The following is a 22,494-nucleotide window of genomic DNA, read 5'->3' as shown; positions in this document are numbered from 1 at the left end:
CCGCTCAGCCGGGTACGTCCAGGCGCTGTGTGCCGATGACGGACAGCAGCCGTAGGGCCTCCTCGGAGGGCGTTCCGGGGGTGGCGGTGTAGATGACGACCCGCTGGTCGCGGTCGGCGATGTCCAGGACGTCGCAGTTGACGGTGACGGGGCCGACTAGGGGATGGTCGAAGGTCTTGCGGAGCGTGGGCACGGACGTCACGCCGTGGTCCGCCCACAGCCGGGCGAACTCCTCGCTGCCGTCCAGGAGTTCGCGGACCAGCCCGGTCAGTTCCGGGTCGTCGGGGTAGCGGGCCGCGGCGGCGCGCAGTTCCTGCGCCGAGTTCCGGGCGAACTCGGTGACGTCGGAGACGCCGTAGAGCCGCCTGCCCTCCCGGTGCGGTCCGAGGAAGGCGCGCCGGACGAGGTTGCGCTCGCGGCGGGGCAGCGCGGAGAAGTCCTCCATGAGGGCGGCCGCGAGGTCGTTCCAGGCGATGATCTCGAAGGCGGCCGAGACGACGATCGCCGCTGCCTGCGGCAGCCGGTGCAGGAGGTCGACGATGCTCCGGCGGACCTCGCGGGAGGGGCCCGGCGGTGGTCCGGGCGGCGCCCCGGCGAGGTGGTGCAGGTGGGTGCGCTCCGCGTCGGAGAGGCGCAGGGCGCGGGCCAGCTGGGCCAGCACCTCGCGTGAGGGATGCGGCGCGCGGGCCTGCTCCAGCCGTGTGTAGTACTCGGTGGAGATGAACGCCAGCTGCGCCACCTCCTCGCGGCGCAGCCCCGGCGTACGCCGCCGCGAGCCCGTCGGCAGCCCCACGTCGGCGGGGGCGATGCGCTCGCGCCTGCTGCGCAGGAAGTCCGCCAGTTGTCGTCGGTCCACGTCTCCAGTGTGCGCGGGCGTCCGGGTGCGCAGCCAGGTACCGCCGGTGCCTGGATGAGCCCCGCGGCCGGTCGCAGGCTCGACGGCATGAACAACACATCTGTCACCGCGACCGGCCTGCTCGAAGGCAAGGTCGCGTTCGTCACCGGCGCCGGGCGCGGCATAGGCGCCGCCGCTGCCCGGCTGTTCGCCCGCGAGGGTGCCCGAGTGCTGCTGGCGGCCCGTACGGAAGCCCAGCTGAAGGCCGTCACGGAGGAGATCCGGGCGGCGGGCGGCAGCGCGGACCATGTGCTGTGCGACCTGGCCGACGCCGGCAGCGTCCGCACCGCCGTCGACCGGGCCGTGGAGCTGTACGGCCGGCTGGACGTCGCCTTCAACAACGGTGCGACGATCCAGTCGCCCGGCCCCATGGACGAGCTGTCGGAGGCCGAGTTCGACCGGATCGGCGCCGTCAACCTCAGGGGGCCGTGGCTGGCCATGAAGGCCGAGGTCGCCGCCATCCGCGCCACGGCCGGGCGCGGCGCGATCGTCAACAACTCCAGCGTTGGCAGCCTCGCGGCCAATCCGGAGCTGCCGGTGTACGGCGCGATGAAGCGGGCGGTCAACAGCCTCACCGGCTCGGCCGCCGTCACGTACGGCCGTGAGGGCATCCGCGTCAACGCCGTCGCCCCCGGGCTCACCCTCACCGACATGGTCGACGAGTGGGAGCGCGACTCCCCCGGCATCATCGACCGGATCACCGCCCAGAACCCGCTGGGCCGGGCCGCCGACCCGGAGGAGATCGCCCAGGCCGCGGCGTGGCTCCTGAGCGATCGCGCGTCCTACGTCACGGGCGTGATCCTCCAGGTGGACGGCGGCGCCCGCGCCTAGTCGGCGTCCTCCAGCACCGCCATCGCCGCGTTGTGCCCCGGCACGCCGCTCACCCCTCCCCCGCGCACCGCGCCCGCCCCGCACAGCAGCACGTTCGCCTGGCGGGTCTCCACGCCCCAGCGGCCGGTGCCCTCCTCGGCGTACGGCCACGCGAGCTCCCGGTGGAAGATGTTCCCGCCGGGCAGCCGCAGGTCGTGGTCCAGGTCCAGCGGGCTCTTGGCCTCGATGCAGGGGCGCCCGTCCGCGTCCGTCGCCAGGCAGTCGGCGATCGGCTCGGCGAGCTGGGCGTCCAGCTGGGCGAGGGTCGACTTCAGCAGTTCCTCGCGCACGGCGTCGTTGTCGTGCGCGAAGAGGCGGGCCGGGGTGTGCAGGCCGAAGAGGGTCAGGGTCTGGTAGCCCTGTGCCACGAGGTCGGGGCCGAGGATCGTCGGGTCGGTGAGCGAGTGGCAGTAGATCTCGGACGGCGGGGCTGCGGGGAGCCGGCCGGCGGCGGCCTGGGCGTGGGCGGTGGCCAGCTGGTCGTAGCCCTCGGCGATGTGGAAGGTGCCGGCGAATGCCTCACGTGGGTCGACAGAGCTGTCGCGGAGCCGGGGCAGCCGCTTGAGCAGCATGTTCACCTTGAGCTGGGCGCCCTCGGCGGGCGCCGGGGGCGTGTCGCCGGTGAGGGCGGCCAGGGCCTGCGGGGAGGCGTTCACCAGGACGTGCCGGGCGGCGGCCACCCCCTCGCCGTCCGCCGTGCGGTAGGTGACCTCGGCCGCCCGGCCGTCGGTGTCGACGCGGATAGCCTCGTGCCCGGTGGCGATGACCGCGCCCGCCTCGCGTGCCGCCGCGGCCAGCGCGTCGGTGAGGGCGCCCATGCCGCCGACGGGGACGTCCCAGTCGCCGGTGCCGCCGCCGATCACGTGGTAGAGGAAGCAACGGTTCTGCTTGAGCGAGGTGTCGTGGGCGTCGGCGAAGGTGCCGATCAGGGCGTCCGTCAGGACCACGCCCCGCACCAGGTCGTCCGTGAAGCGCTCCTCGATCGCCACGCCGATCGGCTCCTCGAAGAGGATCCGCCAGGCCTCCTCGTCGGCCACCCGGCGGCGCAGCTCCTCGCGGCTCGGCAGGGGTTCGGTGAGCGTCGGGAACACCCGCCCGGCCACCTCGCCGGTCATGCCGTAGAAGCGCTGCCAGGCCTCGTACTCGCGCTCCCCGCCCGTCAGCCGGGCGAACGCCTCCCGGGTGCGTTCCTCGCCGCCGCCCACCAGCAGTCCGGTCGGCCGGCCGTCCCGTTCGACGGGCGTGTACGAGGAGACGTCGCGCTTGCGCACGCGGAAGGTCAGGCCGAGGTCCCGGACGATCTTCTGGGGCAGCAGGCTGACCAGGTACGAGTAGCGGGAGAGGCGGGCGTCGACGCCGGCGAACGGCCGTGTGGACACGGCGGCGCCCCCGGTGTGGTCGAGCCGCTCCAGCACCAGCACGGACTTTCCGGCGCGGGCCAGGTAGGCGGCGGCGACCAGACCGTTGTGGCCCCCGCCGACGATCACGGCGTCGTACGTACGGTGTCCCGGGTTTCCCTCGTGTGCAGGCATGGTTCTTCGTAACACGCGATGATCTAGGTCGGCCAGAGGGGGAACACCGGGGCGTCACGGCCGGCGGGGCCTCCCAAGGGGTTCATGTGCCGCCGGTCGCCCGCTGCTGCCGCAGCAGCGCCACCCTGCGGTACAGCTCGACCGCCTCCGCGCCCCGCCCCAGCTGCTGCAGGCAGTGGGCCTCGTCGTTGCGGCTGGCGAGGGTGTCGGGGTGGTCGCCGCCGAGGACGCGCTCGCGGGCGTCGGCGACCCTGCGGTACTCGGCGAGCGCGTCCGGCCAGCGGCCCAGCCAGCCGAGACCGACCGCGACCTCACGCCGGCTGACCAGGGTGTCCGGGTGGTCGGTGCCCAGCACCCGCTCCCGGATCGCGCACACGTCACGCGACTCGGCCAGGGCCTCCTCCCAGCGGCCGAGGCGGCCGAGGTTGACGCCGAGGCCGTGGCGGGCGCGCAGGGTCTCGGGATGGGCGGGGCCGTGGACGCGGGTGCGGTCGTCGACGAGGTCGCGGTAGAGCCGCAGCGCCTCCGCACTGCGGCCGAGCCGGCCGAGGCTGATGCCCACCTCGTAGCGGGCGGCGAGCGTGTCGGGATGGTCGGGCCCGAGGGCCCGGGCCCGCGCCTCGGCGACCTCGCCGTAGGTCCGCAGGGCATCCTCCCAGCGACCCAACTGGCCTAGCGCGTAGGCGACTTCGTACCGGGTGACCAGGGTTTCGGGGTGGTGCGGGCCGAGGATGCGGGCACGGGCGGCGGCGACCTCCTCGGCCATCCGGTACGAGTCCTCCAGCCGGCCGAGCCTGCTGAGGTTGAAGGCGAGGTTGTGGCGGCAGCGCAGGGTGTCGGGGTGGTCGGCGCCCATGGCGCGCTCGCGGGCGATCAGCACCGACGTGTAGACCTGGTGCGCGTCGAAGTGGCGGCCCAACTGGCCGAGTACATAGGCCATTTCCTGCCGGGCCGCGAGCGTGTCGGGATGGTCCGGGCCGAGCGCGAGGCTACGGGCGCGGGCGACGTGCTTGTACTCGCGCAGCGCGTCGGCGGCGCGGCCGGTGCGACTGAGCGTGAAGGCGACCTCGTAGCGGCTGGCGAGCGTGTCGGGGTGGTCCGGGCCGAGCAGGTGCTCGCGTTCGGCGGCGACGGCCCGGTGCACCTCGCCGGCCTCGCTCCAGCGGCCCAGCCGGCCCAGGCTCAGCCCGGCGTTGTGCCGCCCGGCCAACGCGGTCAGGGTCGCCACGGACGGAGCGGGCGGCTCCTGCGGTACGGCCGTCTCGTCGGGCCGTCCCGTGGCCGGACGCGGGATCCACTCGCCGGTGAGGCCGGCCGCGGCGTCGGGCGGCGTGTTGCGCAGTCCGGCGCCGGTGGCCTTGTGGCCGGTGGTCATGCCGTGGGTCCAGGACGGCAGGCGGGTCTCCCTGGCCACGGGCTGCGGGGGCCGCAGGGCGGGCTGCGGGGTCACCACGGTCGGCACGTACGCCGGGGTCGTACGGCCCAGACCGATTCTGCGGCCCAGCTCCTGTCCGTCGTACGGGCGTTCCTCGGGGCGCTTGGCCAGCAGGTCGAGGATGACCCGCTCGAAGTACTCGGGCAGCTCGGCGCGGTGGCTGCGGGGCGGGCGGGGCGGGGTGTCGCGGTGGCCGACGAGGATCGCCCAGGGGTCGTCGAGGTCGAACGGCGGTACCCCGGTGGCGATCTCGTACGGCACACAGCCCAGCGAGTACAGGTCGCTGCGCTGGTCCACCTCCTCCCCGCCGATCTGTTCCGGGGACATGTAGTGCGGGGTGCCCATCGCGATGCCGGTGCCGGTCAGCCGGGAGGTGAAGCCGATGTCGTGGGCGAGGCGCGCTATGCCGAAGTCGCAGATCTTCACCGTGCCGTCGGCCAGCCGCATGATGTTCGCCGGCTTCAGATCGCGGTGCACGATGCCCTGCTGGTGGGTGTAGGCCAGGGCGGCGGCGACCTGGTCGGCGATGTCGACGACGTCCGGGACGGGCAGCGGATGGTGCTTGTTGTCCTCCAGGAGCTGGCTGAGGTTGCGGCCCTCCAGCAGCTCCATGACCAGGAACAGCACACCGTCCGACTCGCCGAAGTCGTGGACGACGGTCACCCCGCGGTGCTGGAGCGCCGCCGCCACCCTGGCCTCGCGGCGGAACCGCTCCCGCAGGACCCGGGTGAAGGAGTGGTCGTGGTGCGGTCCCAGGGGTTTCAGGCACTTCACGGCGACGTGCCGCCCCAGCGACTCGTCGCGCGCACGCCACACCTCGCCCATACCGCCGCGCCCGATCGGATCGAGCAGCCGGTACCGGCCCTGGATCAGCCTGCTGTCCCCCATCTCCCGCGCTCGCCCCCCGTTGTGGTCCGCCCCACCCTCCCTGGGCACGTCCAGTATGGCGAGCTATCGCCCGAGTTTGTACGGTGCCGGGCGCGCGCCGGGGCCGAGCCGTGCCATGGCGCGCAGGATGTGTTTGGGCGGGAGTTGCCAGCGCAGACGTGCGGGAACGCAGCGCAGCAGGGTGCCCGTGACACGCAACTGACGGGTGACGGCGGCGGGTTTCGGGGCCGGTCTGCCGTACAGCTCGTGGGCGTACGGCGGCAGGGCGGCGTACGCCAGCTGCGCCACGCGCCGCCACAGCACCTCGCGCGCCGGGACGAGGAGGGGATGCGTCGGCGGGCGGAGCAGGAAGTCGTCCACCGCGCGTGCCTCGGGTCCGCTCGCGAGCTGGGGGCGCACCTTCTCGAAGTAGGCCGCCATCTCGGCCTGGTTCGCCGGTACGGCGCCCGGGTCGAGGCCCACCAGACGGGCGCCGAGGCGCTGTTCGTCGATGTAGCGGTCGGCCTGCTCCTCGGTGAGGCGGATGCCGGAGCGGCGCGCGACCTGCAGATAGGAGTCGATCTCGGCGCAGTGCACCCACAGCAGCAGTTCGGGTTCGTCGACGCCGTACCGCTCGCCGGTGTCCGGGTCGGTGGCGCTCAGCATGCTGTGGATCTTCCGCACCCGGGCGCCGGCCTTCTCGACGGCCTCGGTGGTGCCGTAGGTGATGGTGCCGACGAAGTTGGCGGTGCGCAGCAGGCGGCCCCACGCGTCGCGCCGGAAGTCGGAGTTCTGCATGACGCCGCGCACGGCCCGGGGGTGCAGGGCCTGAAGGTAGAGCGCGCGGATTCCGGCGACCCACATCATGGGGTCGGCGTGCAGCTGCCAGGTCACCGACCGCACCGCGGCCCGGTCGTCCCCCAGGAAGGCCACCGTCGCCCCTCTCCGCTTCGTATGGCGTACGCCGAACACGGTACGCATCGCGGGCGACATGGGAAGGCCCCGGCGATCCGCACGGTTCGTCCGCACCGGCGCCGGCGCTGGCGCCTCAACCGGACTTCGCTGACGCGTTCGAGTCCGACACGCGCCCGGGTGCCGCGCGCGACGGCGCTTCGCGGGTCCGCTGGTTCGGTCTGACGAAGACCCAGCTCGCGCGTGCGAAGGCGTCGTGGTCTCGTCGTCGACGCCGGCCTCGCGAGTCTCCCCGCGGGCGCTGCTGCCCAGTTCCGCCTCGAACTCGGCGGCCAGGTTCGCTCGGATTTCCGTGCCCCTTTTGACCGCCACGACGTCGTCGAGTTCTTCGCCCTCAACGAGATGACCACGCTGCAATGCCGAGCACCACCCGTCGGGTCTCGGCGGCGATCTGCTGCGTCTCGCCGGTCGCGACCACGAGGACCGGGACCCCTCCCACCGCCTGGTCGATGCGTCGGTGGCCTTCCCGCATCAGATCTTCCAGTTCGGGGACGAGCAGCCCGCCTCGTACACCGAGAACAGTCAGGGCCGAGCAGATCTCCTCGCGTACCTCGGGTTGGTCCTCGCCGATCTCCCCGGTGAAGACCAGCGCGTCCAGCCGGTCCAGCGAGGCGGCCATCGAGGCGATGGCCCTGCGGCAGCTGAGTGTGAACGTCGCCAGCGCCAACTCGGCCGCGGCATCACCCTCCGCGCGGGCGGCAACCAGGTCCCGGGTGTCTCCCGAGGTACCGGAGAGACCGAGCAGACCGGAATGCCGGTGGAGTGTGTCATCCAATTCGTCCGTGCTCAGACCGTGCCGCCGCTGCAGCCACAGCAGCGCGCCGGGGTCGAGGCTGCCGCTGCGCCGGCTCATCACCAGGCCTTCCAGCGGAGTGAGGCCCATGGTGGTGTCCACGCTGCGTCCGTTGCGGACGGCGCAGGCCGAGCAGCCGCCGCCCAAGTGCACGAGCACGACTTGGAGGTTGTCGACGGATCGGCCCAGGGCCTGCGCCGTCCTCTGCAGTGCCCACGAGTAGGAAAGCCCGTGGAAGCCGTAACGGCGCAGCCCGTATTCGGCCCGCCATCGCTCCGGCACGGCGTACGTGCGCGCCTGTGCCGGCAGATCCTTGTGAAACACAGTGTCGAAGCAGGCGATATGAGGAACGTCGGGCAGGAGTTCTCGTGCGCCATCGACCACATGCAGGGCAGGGGTCACGTGCAACGGCGCGAGATCGGCGATGTCCGCCAGCAGAGCCCGCACGCGTGCGTCGATCAGCGTATGTCCAGTCAGGTGCGGACCGCCGTGGACAATGCGGTGGCCAACCGCCGCAGGAGCGGGCACCTCGCTGAGGAAGTTCCGCAGTTCCGCCGCCGCAGCAGGTCCCGGGGGCTCCGAGGCGTCTCGAACCGCCACCCGTTCACCGTCCGCCGCGAACAGAGTTATGTGAAGGCTCGAAGAGCCGGCGTCCAAGACCAGTACGTGACCATCACGGCTCTCATGGGAGCGGTCAGTACTCATCACACACCTCCAGTGCACGTGCGCCCCGGCACGGTGCGCCCGCCACGGAGTGCTCGGGGTCGGCCTCGGTGCGGACCGGGTGTGCTGCGCCCGGCTCGGCAGGTCGGTGAGGAAGACACTGATGTCCCAGTCGCCGTCCTCCAGGCAGGTGCCGACGTTCCGGCCAGGTAGGACGCGTCGACCTGTTCGTTCGCCGCCAGGGGCGCCGCCGGTGTCCGTCTGCCGGCGGATGCCCCTGGCGGTGCGGCGGCGCGGTTCCTCCCGCGGGCCGGAGGCGAGGTCCCGGCAGAATCGGAGGGCAGACCCCGAGTCGGCGCCAGGACGGGCCGCAGGTTCCTGCCGTTCGTGTCCGCGTCGGGCTGCCTCATATCCCTTGTCCTGCCGCCTGGTAGGCCTCGGTGATGTCGCGCCTCGCCGCCTCCCCCCAGGCTGCCATCACAGGGAAGGATCCGCTCGTCCACCCGAGCCGCCGGGAGGCGACTTCCCGCCCCAGGAGACGCCGCGCTCCCTGTCGTCGGAGCCCTCACCAACCCCCGTGAGTGGGTTCTGACCCGTCGCCTTGAGCGGCGATGCCGCACACGCGTTCGGGAGCCAGTTGTGTCGGCGTCGGTTCACCTCGAGGGCTGGTCACCTTGGTCGTCTTGAAGCGTGTGGCGGCGTTCCTGTTCCCGCTTGGAGTAGGCGGCTGCCCGGATCGCATCGTCGCTCTCCAAGCCTGATCCCAGCGCGCCACCCACGGTGGCGGTCGAAGCGACGAACCATGACAACGTCAAGTACTCCTCGGCGTGCAGCGGGGTTCGCGTCATGGAAGCGAACACTTGGTCGTTGAGGATGAACAGCGCCCACACCCAGTTGATGACCATCAAACCCACGTAGCAGACAAGCACCCCGATACCCACGGTCAAGACCGTCGAGGCGTTGTACAGCCGCGCCCTCTGCCTCGCCTCCGGCGAGCTCTCCGCTGATCGATGCCACAGCTCCGCGTCTATGATCAGCCAGCCGATCATGAGCCCGACAGACCCGACCGTGGCGATCACGAGGCGTGGCGTGCTGAGGGACGCGGCCAGGCTCCAGACGGTGGAGTTCACGGTGGCGACTGCTCCCGTGGCGAGTGCGGCCGCCAGGGCTTTCGACAAGCCCGGCACCAATCGCCACGGCCGGTTGGCGCGGACCATACCGGCGAGCACCCGCAGGTATCCGCGCGGCCCGCTGACGACGTACCGAAGATCGTCGGTCTCCTTCTCCCCGGTCTCCCCGGTTCGGCCCCGATGCCCAGGCGCGAGGCGATTGACGAAGGGCCCCAGAAGCGGCTGGCTTCGCGGAGGTCCTTCAGCCCCGGTGGTTTGCGGACCCGCCAAGCCAAGCACGGCCTCTTCGACCGCTCGTCGGGCCCTCGACTGGAGCCGCAGGCCTCCCAGTGAAGGAAGAGAGAGCAGTGCCAGGCCGTGTTCGTGATTCAGGTTCACAGCGAGCTTGCGCCCGTGTGAGTGCAGCGGAAGGTCGGTGAGAGCCACGACGATGTCCCAGTTCTCCGCACTCCCACGGTCCATGATCCGGCGCATCAAGGTGGGCGGGTCTTCCGTCCCCGAGGTGAAGGGCTCACTGACCACCTCGACGTCGAACCGTCGCCCCTGGCCTGACTTGTCGGCGAGCCGATCAGGAAGTGTCCGGGCCATGCGCTGAGCGATCTCCGTCGGCGCGTCCGGATCCGCCAGGAGAGCCACGACCGTAACGCCCTGCGACGACACCGGCATGAGTGGACCCTCCTCGTGGGCTGCCCCGCGATCCCAAGTGCCCGCAGACGCCACCGAGGTAACGTCGACGCCGCGTGACGCGCCGGCCTCCGCCTGCAGGTGCAGGCGGTACGGCCGGATCTCCCGGGCCGCACCCTGGCACGCACCGCACGCCGCGCCACCGACCACCCCCATTCGGTATCCGCCCCGGGAGCCGGAGTCCGGCAAGCCCTGTCACGCGGGAAAACCAGAACGGCTGCGAGGCAGAGCGCTACGTCCTGCCCGGCGTCGGGGCGGCTGGTGGGCAGGACGGGCCGCGTCGACCGGCCCCGGCTGCTGCTCACCGGCCTCTCCCGAGCGCTCCGTGGCCCTGCTGTCGGTCCGCACGCCCGTCCGACAACCCGGGCAGTCGGACGCATAGGCCTGGCAGGGCAATCAGGGGAGGCTAATTAGGCCCGGCATGCGCATGCGTTCACACGCCCCCGTCGGCCAGGCTGACTGCGAAGCCCAGGGGCCGGGAGCGACCCGGCTCCCGCAGCCGGAGGTTGCCATCATGACCGTGATGTCCATCGCCAGATTCGAGAGGTTCTTTCGCACGGCCGCAGGACTGGACGTCGACAAGAACGATCTCAAGCGCTACAGCGACTTCGTCGATGCCAAGCTCTACGATCTGCTGACCGTCGCCCAGGCCACTGCCAAGGCCAACGGGCGCGACATCATCCGGACCAGTGACTTGCCGATCACGAAAGGCCTGCAGGAGAGCATTCACCACTTCCGGAAGATCGACCAGGACGTAGAGCTCAAGCCGATCCTGGAACAGCTCGCCACCCATCCCACTCTGGACCGCACGCCCGACGAGGAGACCGAGGCGGCCTATCCGGACATCATCGGCGGAATCAGCCTGGCCCTTGCCCAGAGCTTCAAGATCCTCCACCCCGATCTGAAGAACCCGCAGACCCAGCACTGGAACGAGGCCCGAGCCGTCTTCGACCTCCTGCTGTGAGTGGCGACCGGAACAGGCGGGTGCAGGGCACGGCCTCGAAGGGACCATCGAAGGCATGGACGGGAACGTGTCCAACGGGTCCGGGGAGCGGCTGCTGGAGGAACTGGTCAGGGCAGCCCAGCTGGCATCACCCGCGGAGCTGCCCGTGGTCCTGAGCCGGTATGCCGAGGCCATGGGTCTGGGCAGGGCCGTCATCTATCTGGTCGACATCCAGCAAAGACTGCTGGTGCCGCTTGTCGAAGGCGAGCCGGAACTGGAGCTCGACACTTCGCTTGCCGGATGGGCCTACCGCACCGGCTCTCTCCGAGTGGAGGAAGTCCCCTCCGGGGGACTGATCGTATGGCTGCCCCTGGCCGACGGAGCGGAGCGGCTGGGCGTCGTGGAGCTGAACATGAGCACCTTGGACGGGCTCAAGCTACGACGCTGTCGAACGATGGCGCTGCTCCTCGCACTGATCATCACATCCAAGCGCACCTACAGTGACACCCTCGCGCAGCGCATGCGTACCAGGCCGATGCACCTGCCCACGGAGATGGTGAGGGCCTTTCTCCCTCCCCGGTCGATCGGTACAGGGCGGGTCGTGTCGACGGCGGTTGTGGAGCCTGCGTACGAATTGGGTGGCGATGCTTTCGACCATGCGTTCACCGAGGACGTTCTGCACGCCGCAGTCCTTGACGGCATGGGGCACGATCTGGCGTCCGGACTAGCCACCTCTGTCGCCATGGCGGGCTGCCGTAACGCCCGGCGCAGCGGGGCAGACCTGAACGAACTCGTGGGCACCATGGACGACGCGTTGGCGAAGTGGCTTCCGGATCAGTTCTGCACGGGTGTCTTCACCCAGTTGCACATGCCCACCGGTGTGCTGCGCTGGTGCAACTGCGGCCACCCGCCTCCGTTGCTCATCCGTCGCCACCGTCTGCTCCACAAGGCCTTGGAGCGGCCACCTGAGCCTCCTTTGGGTCTGCCCGCCAGTCTCGCCGGGACCGCCCGTCAGGTGCACGAGGTCAGCCTCGAACCCGGTGACCGAATACTGCTTTACTCGGACGGCGTCGTGGAATCACGCGACGAGGCAGGCGAAGAGTTCGGCCTGGAGCGCTTCACCGACTACATCATCCGGTCGACCGCGGCAGGGCAGAGCGCCCCGGAAGTGTTGCGCCTGCTCATCCACGCCATCCTCGAGCATCAGCACGACGCACTCAGCGACGACGCCACGATCTTGATGGTCGACTGGCAGCCCCCTGTTCCGTGACCGCTGATCCGTGACCGCAAGAGCCGGAAGGCGCAGCCGGGGCGCCGTGGGACTGCTCAGCGCGTGGGGCCGCGCTCATGACCTCCTCGGCGCTCATGACCTCCTTCTCCCGGGTCACGGCAGGAGCGCGGCAAGCGAGTCCGGCACCCGGGATTTGAGGTGCTGCCATTCACCGGCGCTCACATGGCGCTCCATGGATTTCAGCACGGTGCGCACCAGCTTCTCGCTGCCGCCCTCGACCGCATAGGGAAATTCGCTCCGGACCCGTGCGAAGAACTCCTCGTTGCTCATCTTCACGGGCGTCTCGGCCGGCTTCCAGCCGTCGTAGTAGACGCCTCTGACGAGGGTCGGCAGCTGGGCACCGAACTGTACGGCCGTCTCGACCGGGAGACGATCCCGGAGTGGGTGCAGCACGGCCCGAAGTGCCGCGTACGACTGCTTACGCCGTTCCTTGGGCCACTCGAAAGCCTCCTCGACGTCTTTGAGGAGCCGATTGGCCTTGTCCACCATGGTGTCGAACGAGGCGAAACCTGTATCAACCATTTGCGTGGGCCTTTCGTTCCGGGCGCCCTCACAGGCTCAGTCCGCGAGGTCGGCCTTGCCGAACAGGAGCGCGTAACTGGAGGGGAGTTGACTGATGATCTGATTCAGTTCTCCACCGGTGACAGCGTCGGCGACGGTGGTCAGCACCGCGCTGGCGTCCCACTGCGCCGTCCGCGGCCGGGCATGGGTGCGCTCGGCGACCCGGCGGTAGAACTCTTCGATCCCGAAGCTCTGCGCCTGCTGCGGCGTGGCATGGTCCAGAACCTGTCCCAGCGGGCCGGGCAGCTGGGATGCGAGATCCTTGACCTCCCCAGGGCTGATCCGTTGGGCCAGCACTTCCAGCACGGCGTTGGTGACGTCCGCGGCTTCGTTCTGGTCGTTGTAGTCGCCTCGCTCGCGTACTTGGGCGAGGAATCCGTCGTATTTCATCGCTGCCTCCTTCTCTCCCGGTCACCGCTGGTCATGGGGGTCGTCCGGTGCGCTGTCGGGCCGGCCGTGTCCGTCCGTCGGCGCGTAGCCGCCGTTGGCAAGGCCCCTGGCCCTGGACTCCCGCTCGGACTCACGCAGGGCACTGCGGAAGCGTCCGGGGCCCCAGGAACGGCCGCCCACGGCCTGTTCGAGTCGGTCGCGGCTCGTCGGGCCGGTTTCTCGGAGCGCGTGGGTGATCTGTTCGATCTCGTCGTCGAGGCGTAGTTCGGCGATGGCGGACGTACGGCTTGCCGTGCCCGCGGTGCCGGCCATCCCCGGCGAGTACATCCTGCTGCCTGGTCCGGGGCCCGGGCGGTAGCGGCGGGCTCCGGTGCGCTCCCGCTCCCGGCGGCGGGCGGTGCGGTCGGCGATCCGCTGTTCCCGCTCGTCCGCGGCCTGCCGGACGTGCTCGGGCCGGCGGTGGTCTCGTGCGTCCTGGGGCGCTGGCTCGTCGCGCAAGGCAGCGTCGGCTTCCTCGGCGGTGAGCGGCCGGGCGATGTTCTCGAGGGACTGTTGTTCGGCCCGGACACCGAAGAAGACCTCGGCCAGCCCGCCCAGCGCCATGGCGGCCGCTCCGACTAGGAAGCCGATGGCCACCACGTCGGCATCGCCGGTGTGAATCAAGTGGCCGAACAGCAGTGGGCCGGTGATTCCGCCCACGGCCGTGCCGATCGCGAAGAACAGCGAGATGGACAGGGCTCGGGTCTCCATGGGGAAGACCTCGCTCACCGTCAGGTAGGCCGAGCTCGCTCCCGCGGACGCCACGAAGAAGGTCAGCGAGACCAGCAGGAAGAAGCCCCACGTCGTCAGGGAGCCGCCGGCCAGCAGGAGGGCGAGGACGGCTGCCACGACCGCCGAGCCGAAGTAGGTGGCCGCGATCATCGGCTTTCTGCCGACGGTGTCGAACAGCCGGCCGAGAAGGAGTGGTCCGAGGAAGTTGGCGATCGCGAAGAGGGCAAGGAAGTAGGGGATCGAGCCGGAGCCGATGTCGAAGAAGCCGTTCAGGATCGTGCCCAGGTCGAAGACGATCGCGTTGTACAGGAACGCCTGTCCGACGAAGAGCGCCAGACCGAGAACGGCGCGACGCGGGTACCGCCGCAGGGCCGCGCCGGCGATCTCCCTGAACGGGATGACGTCGCGCTGCCGTACGGTGACCGCCTCGCCCGGTTCAGGAAGCTCCTGGCCGGTCTCTTGGCGCACCTCGGCCTCGATCCGGTCGACGATGCGTTCAGCCTCGTCTTCATGCCCGTGTATGAACAGCCAGCGCGGACTCTCCGGCACATGGCGGCGTACCAGCATGATGCCCAGACCCAGAATGCCGCCCAGGCCGAAGGCCAGCCGCCAGCCCAGGTCGGCTGCCAGCAGACTCTCGTTGAGGAGCAGCACGGCGACCAGGCTGCCGAGCGCCGCACCGACCCAGTAGCTGCCGTTGATGGCCAGGTCCACCTGCCCGCGGTTACGTGCGGGAATCAGCTCGTCGATGGCCGAGTTGATCGCGGCGTACTCTCCGCCGATGCCCATACCGGTGATGAACCGGGCGAGGTAGAGGTACCAGGCGTCGTGGGCGAACGCGGTCGCGACGGTGGCGAGGATGTAGATGCCGAGCGTGAGCATGAACAGCTTCTTGCGCCCGTAGCGGTCGGTGAGCCTCCCGAACAGCAGAGCGCCCGCGCATGCGCCCGCCACGTAGATGGCGGCGGCAGTGCCTATGTCGGCGCTGGTCAGGTTGATGCCGCTGCCCGGCTCGGTCATCCGGGCGGCAACCGCCCCGACGATCGTCACCTCGAGTCCGTCCAGAATCCAGACGGTGCCCAGACCGATGACGATCCGCCAGTGGAACCGGGACCACGGCAGCCGGTCCAGCCGAGCGGGGACCTTGGTGGTGACGACACCGAGCTCCGCGGTGGTGGTCATGCCGTGCCTCCTCGTGCAGGGCCATGGGCTGTTGCCCGGAAAGGGACAGAGCAGGCCGGAATGGACAGGTCCGCATAGGGTGGTCTTCTGTGCTGCGCTGCCACCTTCTGGGACACCGTTTTCGCTTTCTCCATGAGGGCGACACGATGCTCTGGCACTGCGCGCGCGGGTGCGGAGCGGAGGGCAGCAAGCGATATCCCACGGCCCAGGACGCCGAGCGTTACGCACGGGCATTCGACCGCGAGGACCAGACGGACATGGGCCGGCGAGCACCGCTGGGCCTGCTCCCCCTTCGGCTGCTGCGCGCCTGGCGGCTGGGGCGCCGAAGGGAAGCCTGTGGGGAGCCGCGTGCCGAGTCTCCGCCGAGGTGAGGGCTTGTGATGCGGGACGTCATTCATAGGTCACCCCGGATGTCGAGCCTCGCCGGCCCGGCCGCGGTGCCGGACGGGTGTCCGGAACCGCGGCGTTCGCGGCTCAGTCGCCCCTACCGGTGCTTTCACTCGCCTCGCTGATCTCGACGTGCCGGGGCTTTGCGACCTCGGCCTTGGGGACGGTGATGGCGAGCACCCCGTCCGACATCTGCGCATTGATCTTTTCGGTGTCGACCTCTCCGGGCAGCCGCAGCCGGTACTCGAAGGCCCCGGTGCGGCGGGTGCTCCGGCGCAGGACGCCTTTGCGTTCCTTCTCCTTGATCTCTCCGCTGACCACCAACTCCTGGCCGTTCGCTTCGACGTTGATGTCCTTGCTCTTGACGCCGGGAAGTTCGATCTCCACCTGGAAGGCGGCGTCGGACTCCCTGACATCCGCCAGAGGTGTCCACGCGACTGCAGGCGCAGCGGCTCCCACCGTGGATTCGATCAGTCCGCTCATCTCGCTGAGCAGTTGGTCGAACTCCGTCAGCGGATTGTGTGCCCAGCCAAGGGGCCTGGCCTGCATCGCGCCACCGCGGGGGCGCCGGACGGGCGTGGTCATTGCCATCGCCTCCTTCTCCTTCTCGTGATCTCGTCGCCCGCCGGCGGTCATCCGAGCCAAGCGGACTCCTTCGGACGGGTACGCGGGGAGCTGTCGGTGCCGCCGGGCGCGGCCAAGTGCCCCAGGTAGCGGTGCACGAAGTGGATGCTCATCGCGCCTTCGCCGACCGCGGAGGCCACACGTTTCACCGAGCCGCTGCGGACGTCGCCGGCGGCGAAGACGCCAGGCAGGCTTGTCTCCAGCGTCAGGCAGTCGCGGCCCTGGCTCTGCCATAGTCCGGGAGCGGAGCAGGCCTGCGCGTCCGCGCCGGTGAGCACGAAGCCGCGCGCGTCGAGGGCGAGCGCGCCGGACAGCCACTCGGTGTGGGGGTCGGCGCCGGTGAAGACGAACAGGGCCCGCACCGCGAGCCGGCGGTGCTCGCCCGTACGGTGGTCGACCACGTCGACGGCCTCCAGCGTCTTGTCGCCGAGTGCCTCGGTCATCTCGGTGTGCAGCAGCACGCGCACCCGCGGGTGACGCTCGACCTGATCGATCAGGTAGCGGGACATGTGCGCCTCGAGGCTCGGCCCGCGGACGAGCAGATACACCTGCGGCGCGTACCCGGCCAGGAAGAGCACGGCCTGGCCCGCTGAGTTGCCGCCGCCGACCACCGCGACCGGATCGGTACGGCACTGCTGGGCCTCGTAGACGGTCGCCGAGTAGTGGACGCTCGCTCCTTCCAGTGGCTCGATGCCGGGCACCTGGAGGCGGCGGTAGCGGGCACCGGTGGCCAGGACGACGGTGCGGGCGGTGATCTCGCTGCCGTCGGCGAACCCGACAGCGTAGTGGCCGTCCCGCGGTTCGAGGCGGGCCGCCTCCGCCGGGACGCTGATCCGGGCGCCGAACTTGTCGGCCTGGAGCACGGCGCGGTCCGTGAGTTCGGCGCCGGAGATGCCGGAGGGGAAGCCGAGCAGATTCTCGATGCGGGACGACGTCCCGGCCTGGCCGCCGGTGGCCATCGCCTCGACCAGGGTCGTGCCGAGGCCCTCCGAGGCGGCGTTCACCGCGGCGGCGAGACCGGCGGGTCCGGAGCCGACGATCAGGAGATCGCCGTGATGGTTTCCCGCAGGCAGCGAGGGCAGGCCTATGAGCCGGGCCAGTTCCGCGTTGCTGGGGTTGCGCAAGAGTGTGGTGTCCCGCCAGATGACCAGCGGTGTCTCCTCCGGGCCTACGCCGAACCGGCGCAGCAGCGCCTCGGCGTCCTTGTCCGTCTCCAGATCGATCCAGCGGTGCGGCAGCCGGTTGCGGGCGGCGAACTCGCGCAGTCGCCGGGTGTCGGGCGAATAGCGCGAGCCGATGATGCGGAACCCGGCGCCCTGCCCGACGAGCAGGGCACGGCGGCCCAGGCAGGCGCGGAGCACCAGATCGCCGAGGACGGAGTCCCGGGTCACCAGGTCACGCAGCTGGTCCATGGACAGGGCGAGGACCTCACCGGGGTCCCTGACCGTAGCGGTGTAGAAGGCCACCTGCCCGTTCAGAAGGCCGAGTTCGCCGATGAAGCGGCCGGGGCCGTGCACACGCAGCAGACGTTCGTCGGGCGTGCCGTAGTCCTCGACGATGGCGACCGAGCCGCTGAGGACGACGTAGAACGTCTCGCACCGCTCCCCCTCCCGGATCAGCACGTCACCGGCGTCGACTTCGAGCCGCCGGCCACGCTGCGCCAGGCGATCCAACTGGTCGTCCGGCAGCCGGGGATAGGCGCCGTAGATGTCGGCGGTCTCGAAGGGGACGCTCGCCTCCCCCTCGTTCGGCACCTGCGCCGCGCTCGGCCGCGTCTCGTCGCCGGACATCACACGAACGCCTCGTGGACGAAGCACCACCGCCAGTCCTCGCCGGGCTCCAGCGACGCCGCGATCGGATGGCCGTCGGCGGCGGCGTGCCGTCGCGCGTGCCGGTTCGGCGAGGAATCGCAGCAGCCGACGTGGCCGCAGGTCAGGCAGAGCCTCAGGTGGACCCACGGGGAGCCGAGCAGCAGACACTCCTGACACCCTTCCGGGGTCAGTGGCTGGACCGGCCGGACGAGCGCCAGGTGGGGGTCGGTTCGTACGGTCATGGCTGATCACCCTTTCCCGGCCGGTTCACGGCCCGCGATCGACTGCTCCACCCACCGCCGCAGTGCCGGGGCAGGTGCGGCACCCGCCTGCCGGGCGATGGTCTGCCCTTTGTCGAGGACCATCAGCGTCGGTACCGCCTGGACCTCGAACCGCTGCGCCAGGCGTGGGTTCTTGTCGATGTCGACCTTGACCAGCTTGATCTTTCCCGCGAGATCGGCGGCGACCTTCTCCAGCGCGGGGCTCACCATGCGGCAGGGGCCGCACCAGGTGGCCCACAGGTCGACGACGACGGGCACCGTGGCCTGCTCGACGACCTCGGCGAAGTCGTTGTCGCCCGCATCGGCCACCCACGGCAGAGGCTGCTTGCAGTTGGCGCACCTGGGGCGGCCCTCGGCGGCCACGGGTACCCGGTTGGTGCGCCCGCAGTGCGCGCAGGTGACGTTGACGGCCTGCACGGTACTCATGCCGCCCTCGCCCCCTTCTCGTCCTCGGGCTGGTCGTAGGTCACCACCAGCTCTCCGTGCTCGGCGTCGACGCGGACCTTCGCGCCGTCCTGGACGTCGCCGCGCAGCAGGGCACGCCCGACGAGTGTCTCCACCTCGTGGGAGATGTAACGCCGCAGCGGCCGGGCCCCGTACACCGGGTCGTAGCCCTGGTGGGCGATCAGCTCACGGGCCGCCTCGGTGAGTTCAACGGTGATGCGGCGCTCGGCGAGGCGGTGGCGCAGTTCGTCGAACTGCAGCTCCACGATCCGCTCGATCTGCCGCTCACCCAGCGGCTTGAACAGCACGATGTCGTCGACGCGGTTGAGGAACTCCGGACGGAAGTGCCCGCGCAGCTCGCCCATCACCAGGGCGCGGGCGTCCGGCTTGATCTCACCCTCGGCGGTGGCGCCGTCGAGGAGGTGCTCGGAGCCGATGTTGGACGTCATGATGATCACGGTGTTGCGGAAGTCGACGGTGCGGCCTTGGGCGTCGGTGATGCGGCCGTCGTCGAGGATCTGCAGCAGGGTGTTGAAGACGTCGGTGTGCGCCTTCTCGACCTCGTCGAACAGCACGACCGAGTACGGCTTGCGGCGTACGGCCTCGGTGAGCTGGCCGCCCTCCTCGTAGCCGACGTATCCGGGCGGGGCCCCCATGAGCCGGCTGACGGTGTGCCGCTCCTGGTACTCGCTCATGTCGAGGCGGACCATGTTCTCCTCGGAGTCGAACAGGGCCCGGGCGAGGGTCTTGGCCAGCTCGGTCTTCCCGACGCCGGTGGGGCCGAGGAAGATGAACGAGCCGATGGGGCGGCGCGGGTCGCGGATGCCGGAGCGGGCGCGGATGATGGCGTCGGCGACGAGCTTGACGGCCTCGTCCTGGCCGATGACGCGCTCGCGCAGGATCTCGTCGAGGCGCAGCAGCTTCTCGCGTTCGCCCTCCTGGAGGCGGGCGACGGGAACGCCGGTCCAGGCGGCGACGATCTCGGCGATCTCCTCCTCGGTGACGACCTCGCGCAGCAGCCGGTTCTGCCCTTGCTTCGCGGCCAGTTGCTCCTCCTCCGCGGCGAGCCGGCGTTCCAGGTCCTGGAGGCGGCCGTAGCGGAGTTCGGCGGCGCGGTTGAGGTCGTAGGCGCGTTCTGCCTCCTCCGCCTCGTGGCGGACCTGCTCCAGTTCCTGGCGCAGCTCCTGCACGCGGCGGATCGCCTGCCGTTCGGCCTCCCACTGGGCGTGTTTGGCGTCGGCCTCGCCGCGCAGGTCGGCCAGTTCCTTGCGCAGTTCCTCCAGGCGGGTCTTGCTCGCGGGGTCGGTCTCCTTGGAGAGGGCGGCCTCCTCGATCTCCAGGCGGGTGACGCGGCGGGTGATCTCGTCGAGTTCGGCGGGCATCGAGTCGATCTCGGTACGCAGCCGGGCGCACGCTTCGTCGACGAGGTCGATGGCCTTGTCGGGCAGGAACCGGTCGGTGATGTAGCGGTGGCTGAGGGTGGCCGCGGAGACCAGTGCGGTGTCCTGGATCTTCACGCCGTGGAAGATTTCCAGGCGTTCGCGCAGTCCGCGCAGGATGGAGATGGTGTCCTCCACGCTCGGCTCGTCGACCAGGACCTGCTGGAAGCGGCGTTCGAGGGCGGCGTCCTTCTCGATGTGCTTGCGGTACTCGTCGAGGGTGGTGGCGCCGATCATGTGGAGTTCGCCGCGGGCGAGCATCGGCTTGAGCATGTTGCCCGCGTCCATGGCTCCTTCGGCGGCGCCCGCGCCGACGACGGTGTGGAGTTCGTCGACGAAGAGCAGGATGTGCCCCTGGGCGGCCTTCACCTCGGACAGCACGGCCTTGAGGCGTTCCTCGAACTCGCCCCGGTACTTCGCCCCGGCCACCAGGGAGCCCATGTCGAGTGCGAACACGGTCTTGTCGCGCAGTCCTTCGGGCACGTCGCCGCGGACGATGCGCTGGGCGAGGCCCTCGACGATGGCGGTCTTGCCGACGCCGGGGTCGCCGATGAGGACGGGGTTGTTCTTGGTTTTGCGGCTGAGGATCTGGGTGACGCGGCGGATCTCGGCGTCCCGGCCGATGACCGGGTCGAGTTTGCCTTCCCTGGCCTCGGCGACCAGGTCGCGGCCGTACTTCTCCAGGGCCTCGTACGCCACTTCGGGGTTGGCCGAGGTCACGCGCTGGTTGCCGCGGATCTGGGTGAGCGCGCTCAGGAACGAGTCCCGGGTGATGCCGTGCTCCTTGAGCAGCCGTCCGGCGGCGGTGGACGAGCCCTCCTCGGCCAGGGCCAGCAGGAGGTGCTCCACGGACACGTACTCGTCCTTGAGTCGTTTTGCCTCCCGCTCGGCCGTGTCCAGCAGCCGGGACAGGCGCTGGGTGACGAACACCTGGCCCGGTGCCGCACCCGGGCCGGTCACCTTGGGCCGGCGGGAAAGTTCCTCACGCACAGCCGCGCCGAGCTCCTCGGGCTTCCTGCCCGCCTGTTGCAGCAGCCGCGGGATCAGGCCGTCCTCCTGGTCGAGGAGCGCGAGCAGCAGATGCTCACCGTCGACCTCGGTCTGGCCCATGCGGACGGCGGCGGTCTGCGCCTCTTGTAGGGCTTCCTGTGACTTCTGGGTGAGACGGTTCATGTCCATGGCGGTATGTCACTCCTCGTACCGGCGCGGCGCAGTGCGGCTTCGAGCAGACTGATGCGGTCCAGCAGATCGAGCACCAGACCGATGGATGCGTAGTTGAGACACAGACCGGAGCGCAGCCGCTGGACGCGGGCGATGACCGCCGGGGCCGCGGGGTCGAACACGAGGTGCCCCGCGGCGTCGCGTTCGGCGTCGACCAGGCCCAGGGCGACGAACCGGCGGACCAGGTCGGGATGGACGCCGGCGCGGCGGGCCACGGTGTCCAGGGAAAGCCTGGGCACGGGGACGAGCGCGTACCGCACGGCCGTGGAGCCGGCGCTCGTCCGTTCGGGATGCCCGCCGGCGTCGGCCCGGGCGGTCCGACCGCCGGTCGCCGCCCATGAGGGTCGGTCGCTCATCGCGTCCTCCTGGGATCGTACGAAGAGGTGGCTGCGAGCTCCTCGAACAGCTCGCGCTCCCGGTCGCTGAGCTTGGGCGGCACCATGACGCGGAGTTCGGCGTAGAGGTTGCCGTCGGCACCGCGCGGGTTCGGCATGCCCTCGCCGCGCAGCCGCAGCCGTCGGCCACTGGACGAGCCCGCGGGCACTGTGACCTTGGCCGTGCCGCCGCCGGGGGTGGGCACCGGCACGGTCGCGCCCAGCGCGGCCTCCCAGGGGGTGACGGGGACCTGTACGTGGACGTCGCGGCCGTCCAGCCGGAACCGGGGGTGGGGCCGGATGCGCACCCGCAGGTACAGGTCGCCCGCGGCGGCGTCACCACTGCCCCGGCCGCCCTCGCCCGCGAGCCGGATGCGCTGCCCGTCGGTGACGCCGGGCGGTACGTCGACCTCGTACCGCCGCGGCTGCCCGGTGGGACCGGCGAGCGTGACGGTGCGGCGGCCTCCCCTGAACGCCTCCTCGACGGTGAGCGGCAGCTCGGCCTCCTGGTCGGCTCCCGGTACACCACCGGGGGCGGCGCCTGCTCCGAAGAGTGAGCCGAGCAGGTCCTCGATGTCGACGCCCTCCGCCGCGAAGTCGTCGCCGAAGCCGGTGTACCGGACACGGGAGCCGCCCGCGCCCGCGGTCCTCCTGGCGCGGAAGCCGCCGCCCGCTCCGGCCGCGACCCGTTCGTCGAAGTCCTCGGGGATCTTTCGGAAGTCCTCGCCGAAGCGGTCGTAACGGGCCCGGGTCTTGGGGTCCGACAGGACGCTGTACGCCTCGTTGAGGTCCTTGAAGCGTTCCTCCGCCCCCGGGTCCTTGTTGACGTCCGGGTGGTACTTGCGGGCGAGTTTGCGATATGCCTGCTGGATCTCGTCCTGGCTCGCGGTCCGTGACACGCCCAGCACCTCGTAGAAGTCCTGTGCCATGACCG

The 22,494-nt window shown here is 70.6% G+C and carries 19 protein-coding genes; 3 read left to right on the top strand and 16 right to left on the bottom strand.

What is annotated here, in order from left to right:
- Positions 1-4: 4 nt before the first annotated feature.
- A complete protein-coding gene (locus tag ACIRD7_RS15295; RefSeq protein ID WP_403453300.1) occupies positions 5-856 on the bottom strand; it encodes a helix-turn-helix transcriptional regulator in 852 nt (283 codons plus the stop codon).
- A gap of 54 nt (positions 857-910) precedes the next feature.
- Between ACIRD7_RS15295 and ACIRD7_RS15290 the strand changes: the two genes are divergently transcribed.
- Positions 911-1,726: an SDR family NAD(P)-dependent oxidoreductase gene (locus tag ACIRD7_RS15290; protein ID WP_403453299.1), complete on the top strand. Its 816-nt coding sequence runs from the start codon at positions 911-913 to the stop codon at positions 1,724-1,726.
- Here ACIRD7_RS15290 and ACIRD7_RS15285 read toward each other — a convergent pair.
- The 5 genes from ACIRD7_RS15285 to ACIRD7_RS15265 all read right to left on the bottom strand — a co-directional run bounded on the left by ACIRD7_RS15285 (position 1,723) and on the right by ACIRD7_RS15265 (position 9,823).
- Positions 1,723-3,297, bottom strand: a complete 1,575-nt coding sequence (locus tag ACIRD7_RS15285; protein ID WP_403453298.1) for a phytoene desaturase family protein — start codon at positions 3,295-3,297, stop codon at positions 1,723-1,725. The two genes, ACIRD7_RS15290 and ACIRD7_RS15285, sit on opposite strands and share 4 nt — an antisense overlap.
- Positions 3,298-3,379: 82 nt before the next feature.
- On the bottom strand, positions 3,380-5,620 hold the full coding sequence (locus ACIRD7_RS15280) for a tetratricopeptide repeat protein (RefSeq protein WP_403453297.1): 2,241 nt from the start codon (positions 5,618-5,620) through the stop codon (positions 3,380-3,382).
- Positions 5,621-5,683: 63 nt separating this feature from the next.
- Positions 5,684-6,466, bottom strand: a complete 783-nt coding sequence (locus tag ACIRD7_RS15275; RefSeq protein ID WP_403453846.1) for an oxygenase MpaB family protein — start codon at positions 6,464-6,466, stop codon at positions 5,684-5,686.
- Between the two features lie 439 nt (positions 6,467-6,905).
- Entirely contained in the window at positions 6,906-8,069 is a 1,164-nt protein-coding gene (locus ACIRD7_RS15270) for an acetate/propionate family kinase (RefSeq protein WP_403453296.1), read from the bottom strand.
- A gap of 611 nt (positions 8,070-8,680) precedes the next feature.
- Positions 8,681-9,823 carry a hypothetical protein gene (locus ACIRD7_RS15265; protein ID WP_403453295.1) on the bottom strand — a complete coding sequence of 381 codons (1,143 nt, stop codon included), beginning with the start codon at positions 9,821-9,823 and terminating at the stop codon, positions 8,681-8,683.
- A 532-nt stretch (positions 9,824-10,355) separates the two neighbouring features.
- Between ACIRD7_RS15265 and ACIRD7_RS15260 the strand changes: the two genes are divergently transcribed.
- The gene (locus tag ACIRD7_RS15260) at positions 10,356-10,805 is read left to right on the top strand and encodes a DUF1931 family protein (protein WP_403453294.1); all 450 of its coding nucleotides are present in this window, start codon (positions 10,356-10,358) and stop codon (positions 10,803-10,805) included.
- Positions 10,806-10,860: 55 nt separating this feature from the next.
- On the top strand, positions 10,861-12,054 hold the full coding sequence (locus ACIRD7_RS15255) for a PP2C family protein-serine/threonine phosphatase (protein WP_403453293.1): 1,194 nt from the start codon (positions 10,861-10,863) through the stop codon (positions 12,052-12,054).
- A gap of 114 nt (positions 12,055-12,168) precedes the next feature.
- Here ACIRD7_RS15255 and ACIRD7_RS15250 read toward each other — a convergent pair whose 3' ends face one another.
- The 10 genes from ACIRD7_RS15250 to ACIRD7_RS15205 form a co-directional block, all read right to left on the bottom strand.
- Positions 12,169-12,597 carry a DUF2267 domain-containing protein gene (locus tag ACIRD7_RS15250; RefSeq protein ID WP_403453292.1) on the bottom strand — a complete coding sequence of 143 codons (429 nt, stop codon included), beginning with the start codon at positions 12,595-12,597 and terminating at the stop codon, positions 12,169-12,171.
- 36 nt (positions 12,598-12,633) lie between these two features.
- Entirely contained in the window at positions 12,634-13,026 is a 393-nt protein-coding gene (locus ACIRD7_RS15245; RefSeq protein ID WP_403453291.1) for a DUF2267 domain-containing protein, read from the bottom strand.
- Positions 13,027-13,047: 21 nt separating this feature from the next.
- Positions 13,048-14,979, bottom strand: a complete 1,932-nt coding sequence (locus ACIRD7_RS15240) for an MFS transporter (RefSeq protein WP_403453290.1) — start codon at positions 14,977-14,979, stop codon at positions 13,048-13,050.
- Positions 14,980-15,453: 474 nt separating this feature from the next.
- Positions 15,454-15,951, bottom strand: a complete 498-nt coding sequence (locus ACIRD7_RS15235) for an Hsp20/alpha crystallin family protein (RefSeq protein WP_403453844.1) — start codon at positions 15,949-15,951, stop codon at positions 15,454-15,456.
- Positions 15,952-15,998: 47 nt separating this feature from the next.
- Positions 15,999-17,780 (bottom strand): FAD-dependent oxidoreductase, encoded by a 1,782-nt coding sequence (locus tag ACIRD7_RS15230; RefSeq protein WP_403453289.1) that lies wholly within the window; start codon positions 17,778-17,780, stop codon positions 15,999-16,001.
- Complete coding sequence (locus ACIRD7_RS15225) at positions 17,780-18,043, bottom strand: UBP-type zinc finger domain-containing protein (protein ID WP_184907154.1); 264 nt, start codon at positions 18,041-18,043, stop codon at positions 17,780-17,782. The genes ACIRD7_RS15230 and ACIRD7_RS15225 overlap by 1 nt, the downstream gene beginning before the upstream one ends.
- A 6-nt stretch (positions 18,044-18,049) precedes the next feature.
- Positions 18,050-18,508 (bottom strand): thioredoxin, encoded by a 459-nt coding sequence (trxA, locus tag ACIRD7_RS15220; RefSeq protein WP_403453288.1) that lies wholly within the window; start codon positions 18,506-18,508, stop codon positions 18,050-18,052.
- Entirely contained in the window at positions 18,505-21,144 is a 2,640-nt protein-coding gene (gene clpB / locus ACIRD7_RS15215) for an ATP-dependent chaperone ClpB (RefSeq protein ID WP_403453287.1), read from the bottom strand. Before clpB ends, trxA begins: the two co-directional genes overlap by 4 nt.
- Positions 21,135-21,542, bottom strand: a complete 408-nt coding sequence (locus ACIRD7_RS15210; RefSeq protein ID WP_403453286.1) for a chaperone modulator CbpM — start codon at positions 21,540-21,542, stop codon at positions 21,135-21,137. The genes clpB and ACIRD7_RS15210 overlap by 10 nt, the downstream gene beginning before the upstream one ends.
- Positions 21,539-22,489, bottom strand: a complete 951-nt coding sequence (locus ACIRD7_RS15205; protein WP_403453285.1) for a DnaJ C-terminal domain-containing protein — start codon at positions 22,487-22,489, stop codon at positions 21,539-21,541. The genes ACIRD7_RS15210 and ACIRD7_RS15205 overlap by 4 nt, the downstream gene beginning before the upstream one ends.
- Between the last annotated feature and the right edge of the window lie 5 nt (positions 22,490-22,494).

The sequence above is a fragment of the Streptomyces sp. NPDC093568 genome, assembly GCF_044764945.1.
Taxonomy (GTDB): Bacteria; Actinomycetota; Actinomycetes; order Streptomycetales; family Streptomycetaceae; genus Streptomyces.
This window is presented reverse-complemented; position numbering and strand designations above follow the sequence as displayed.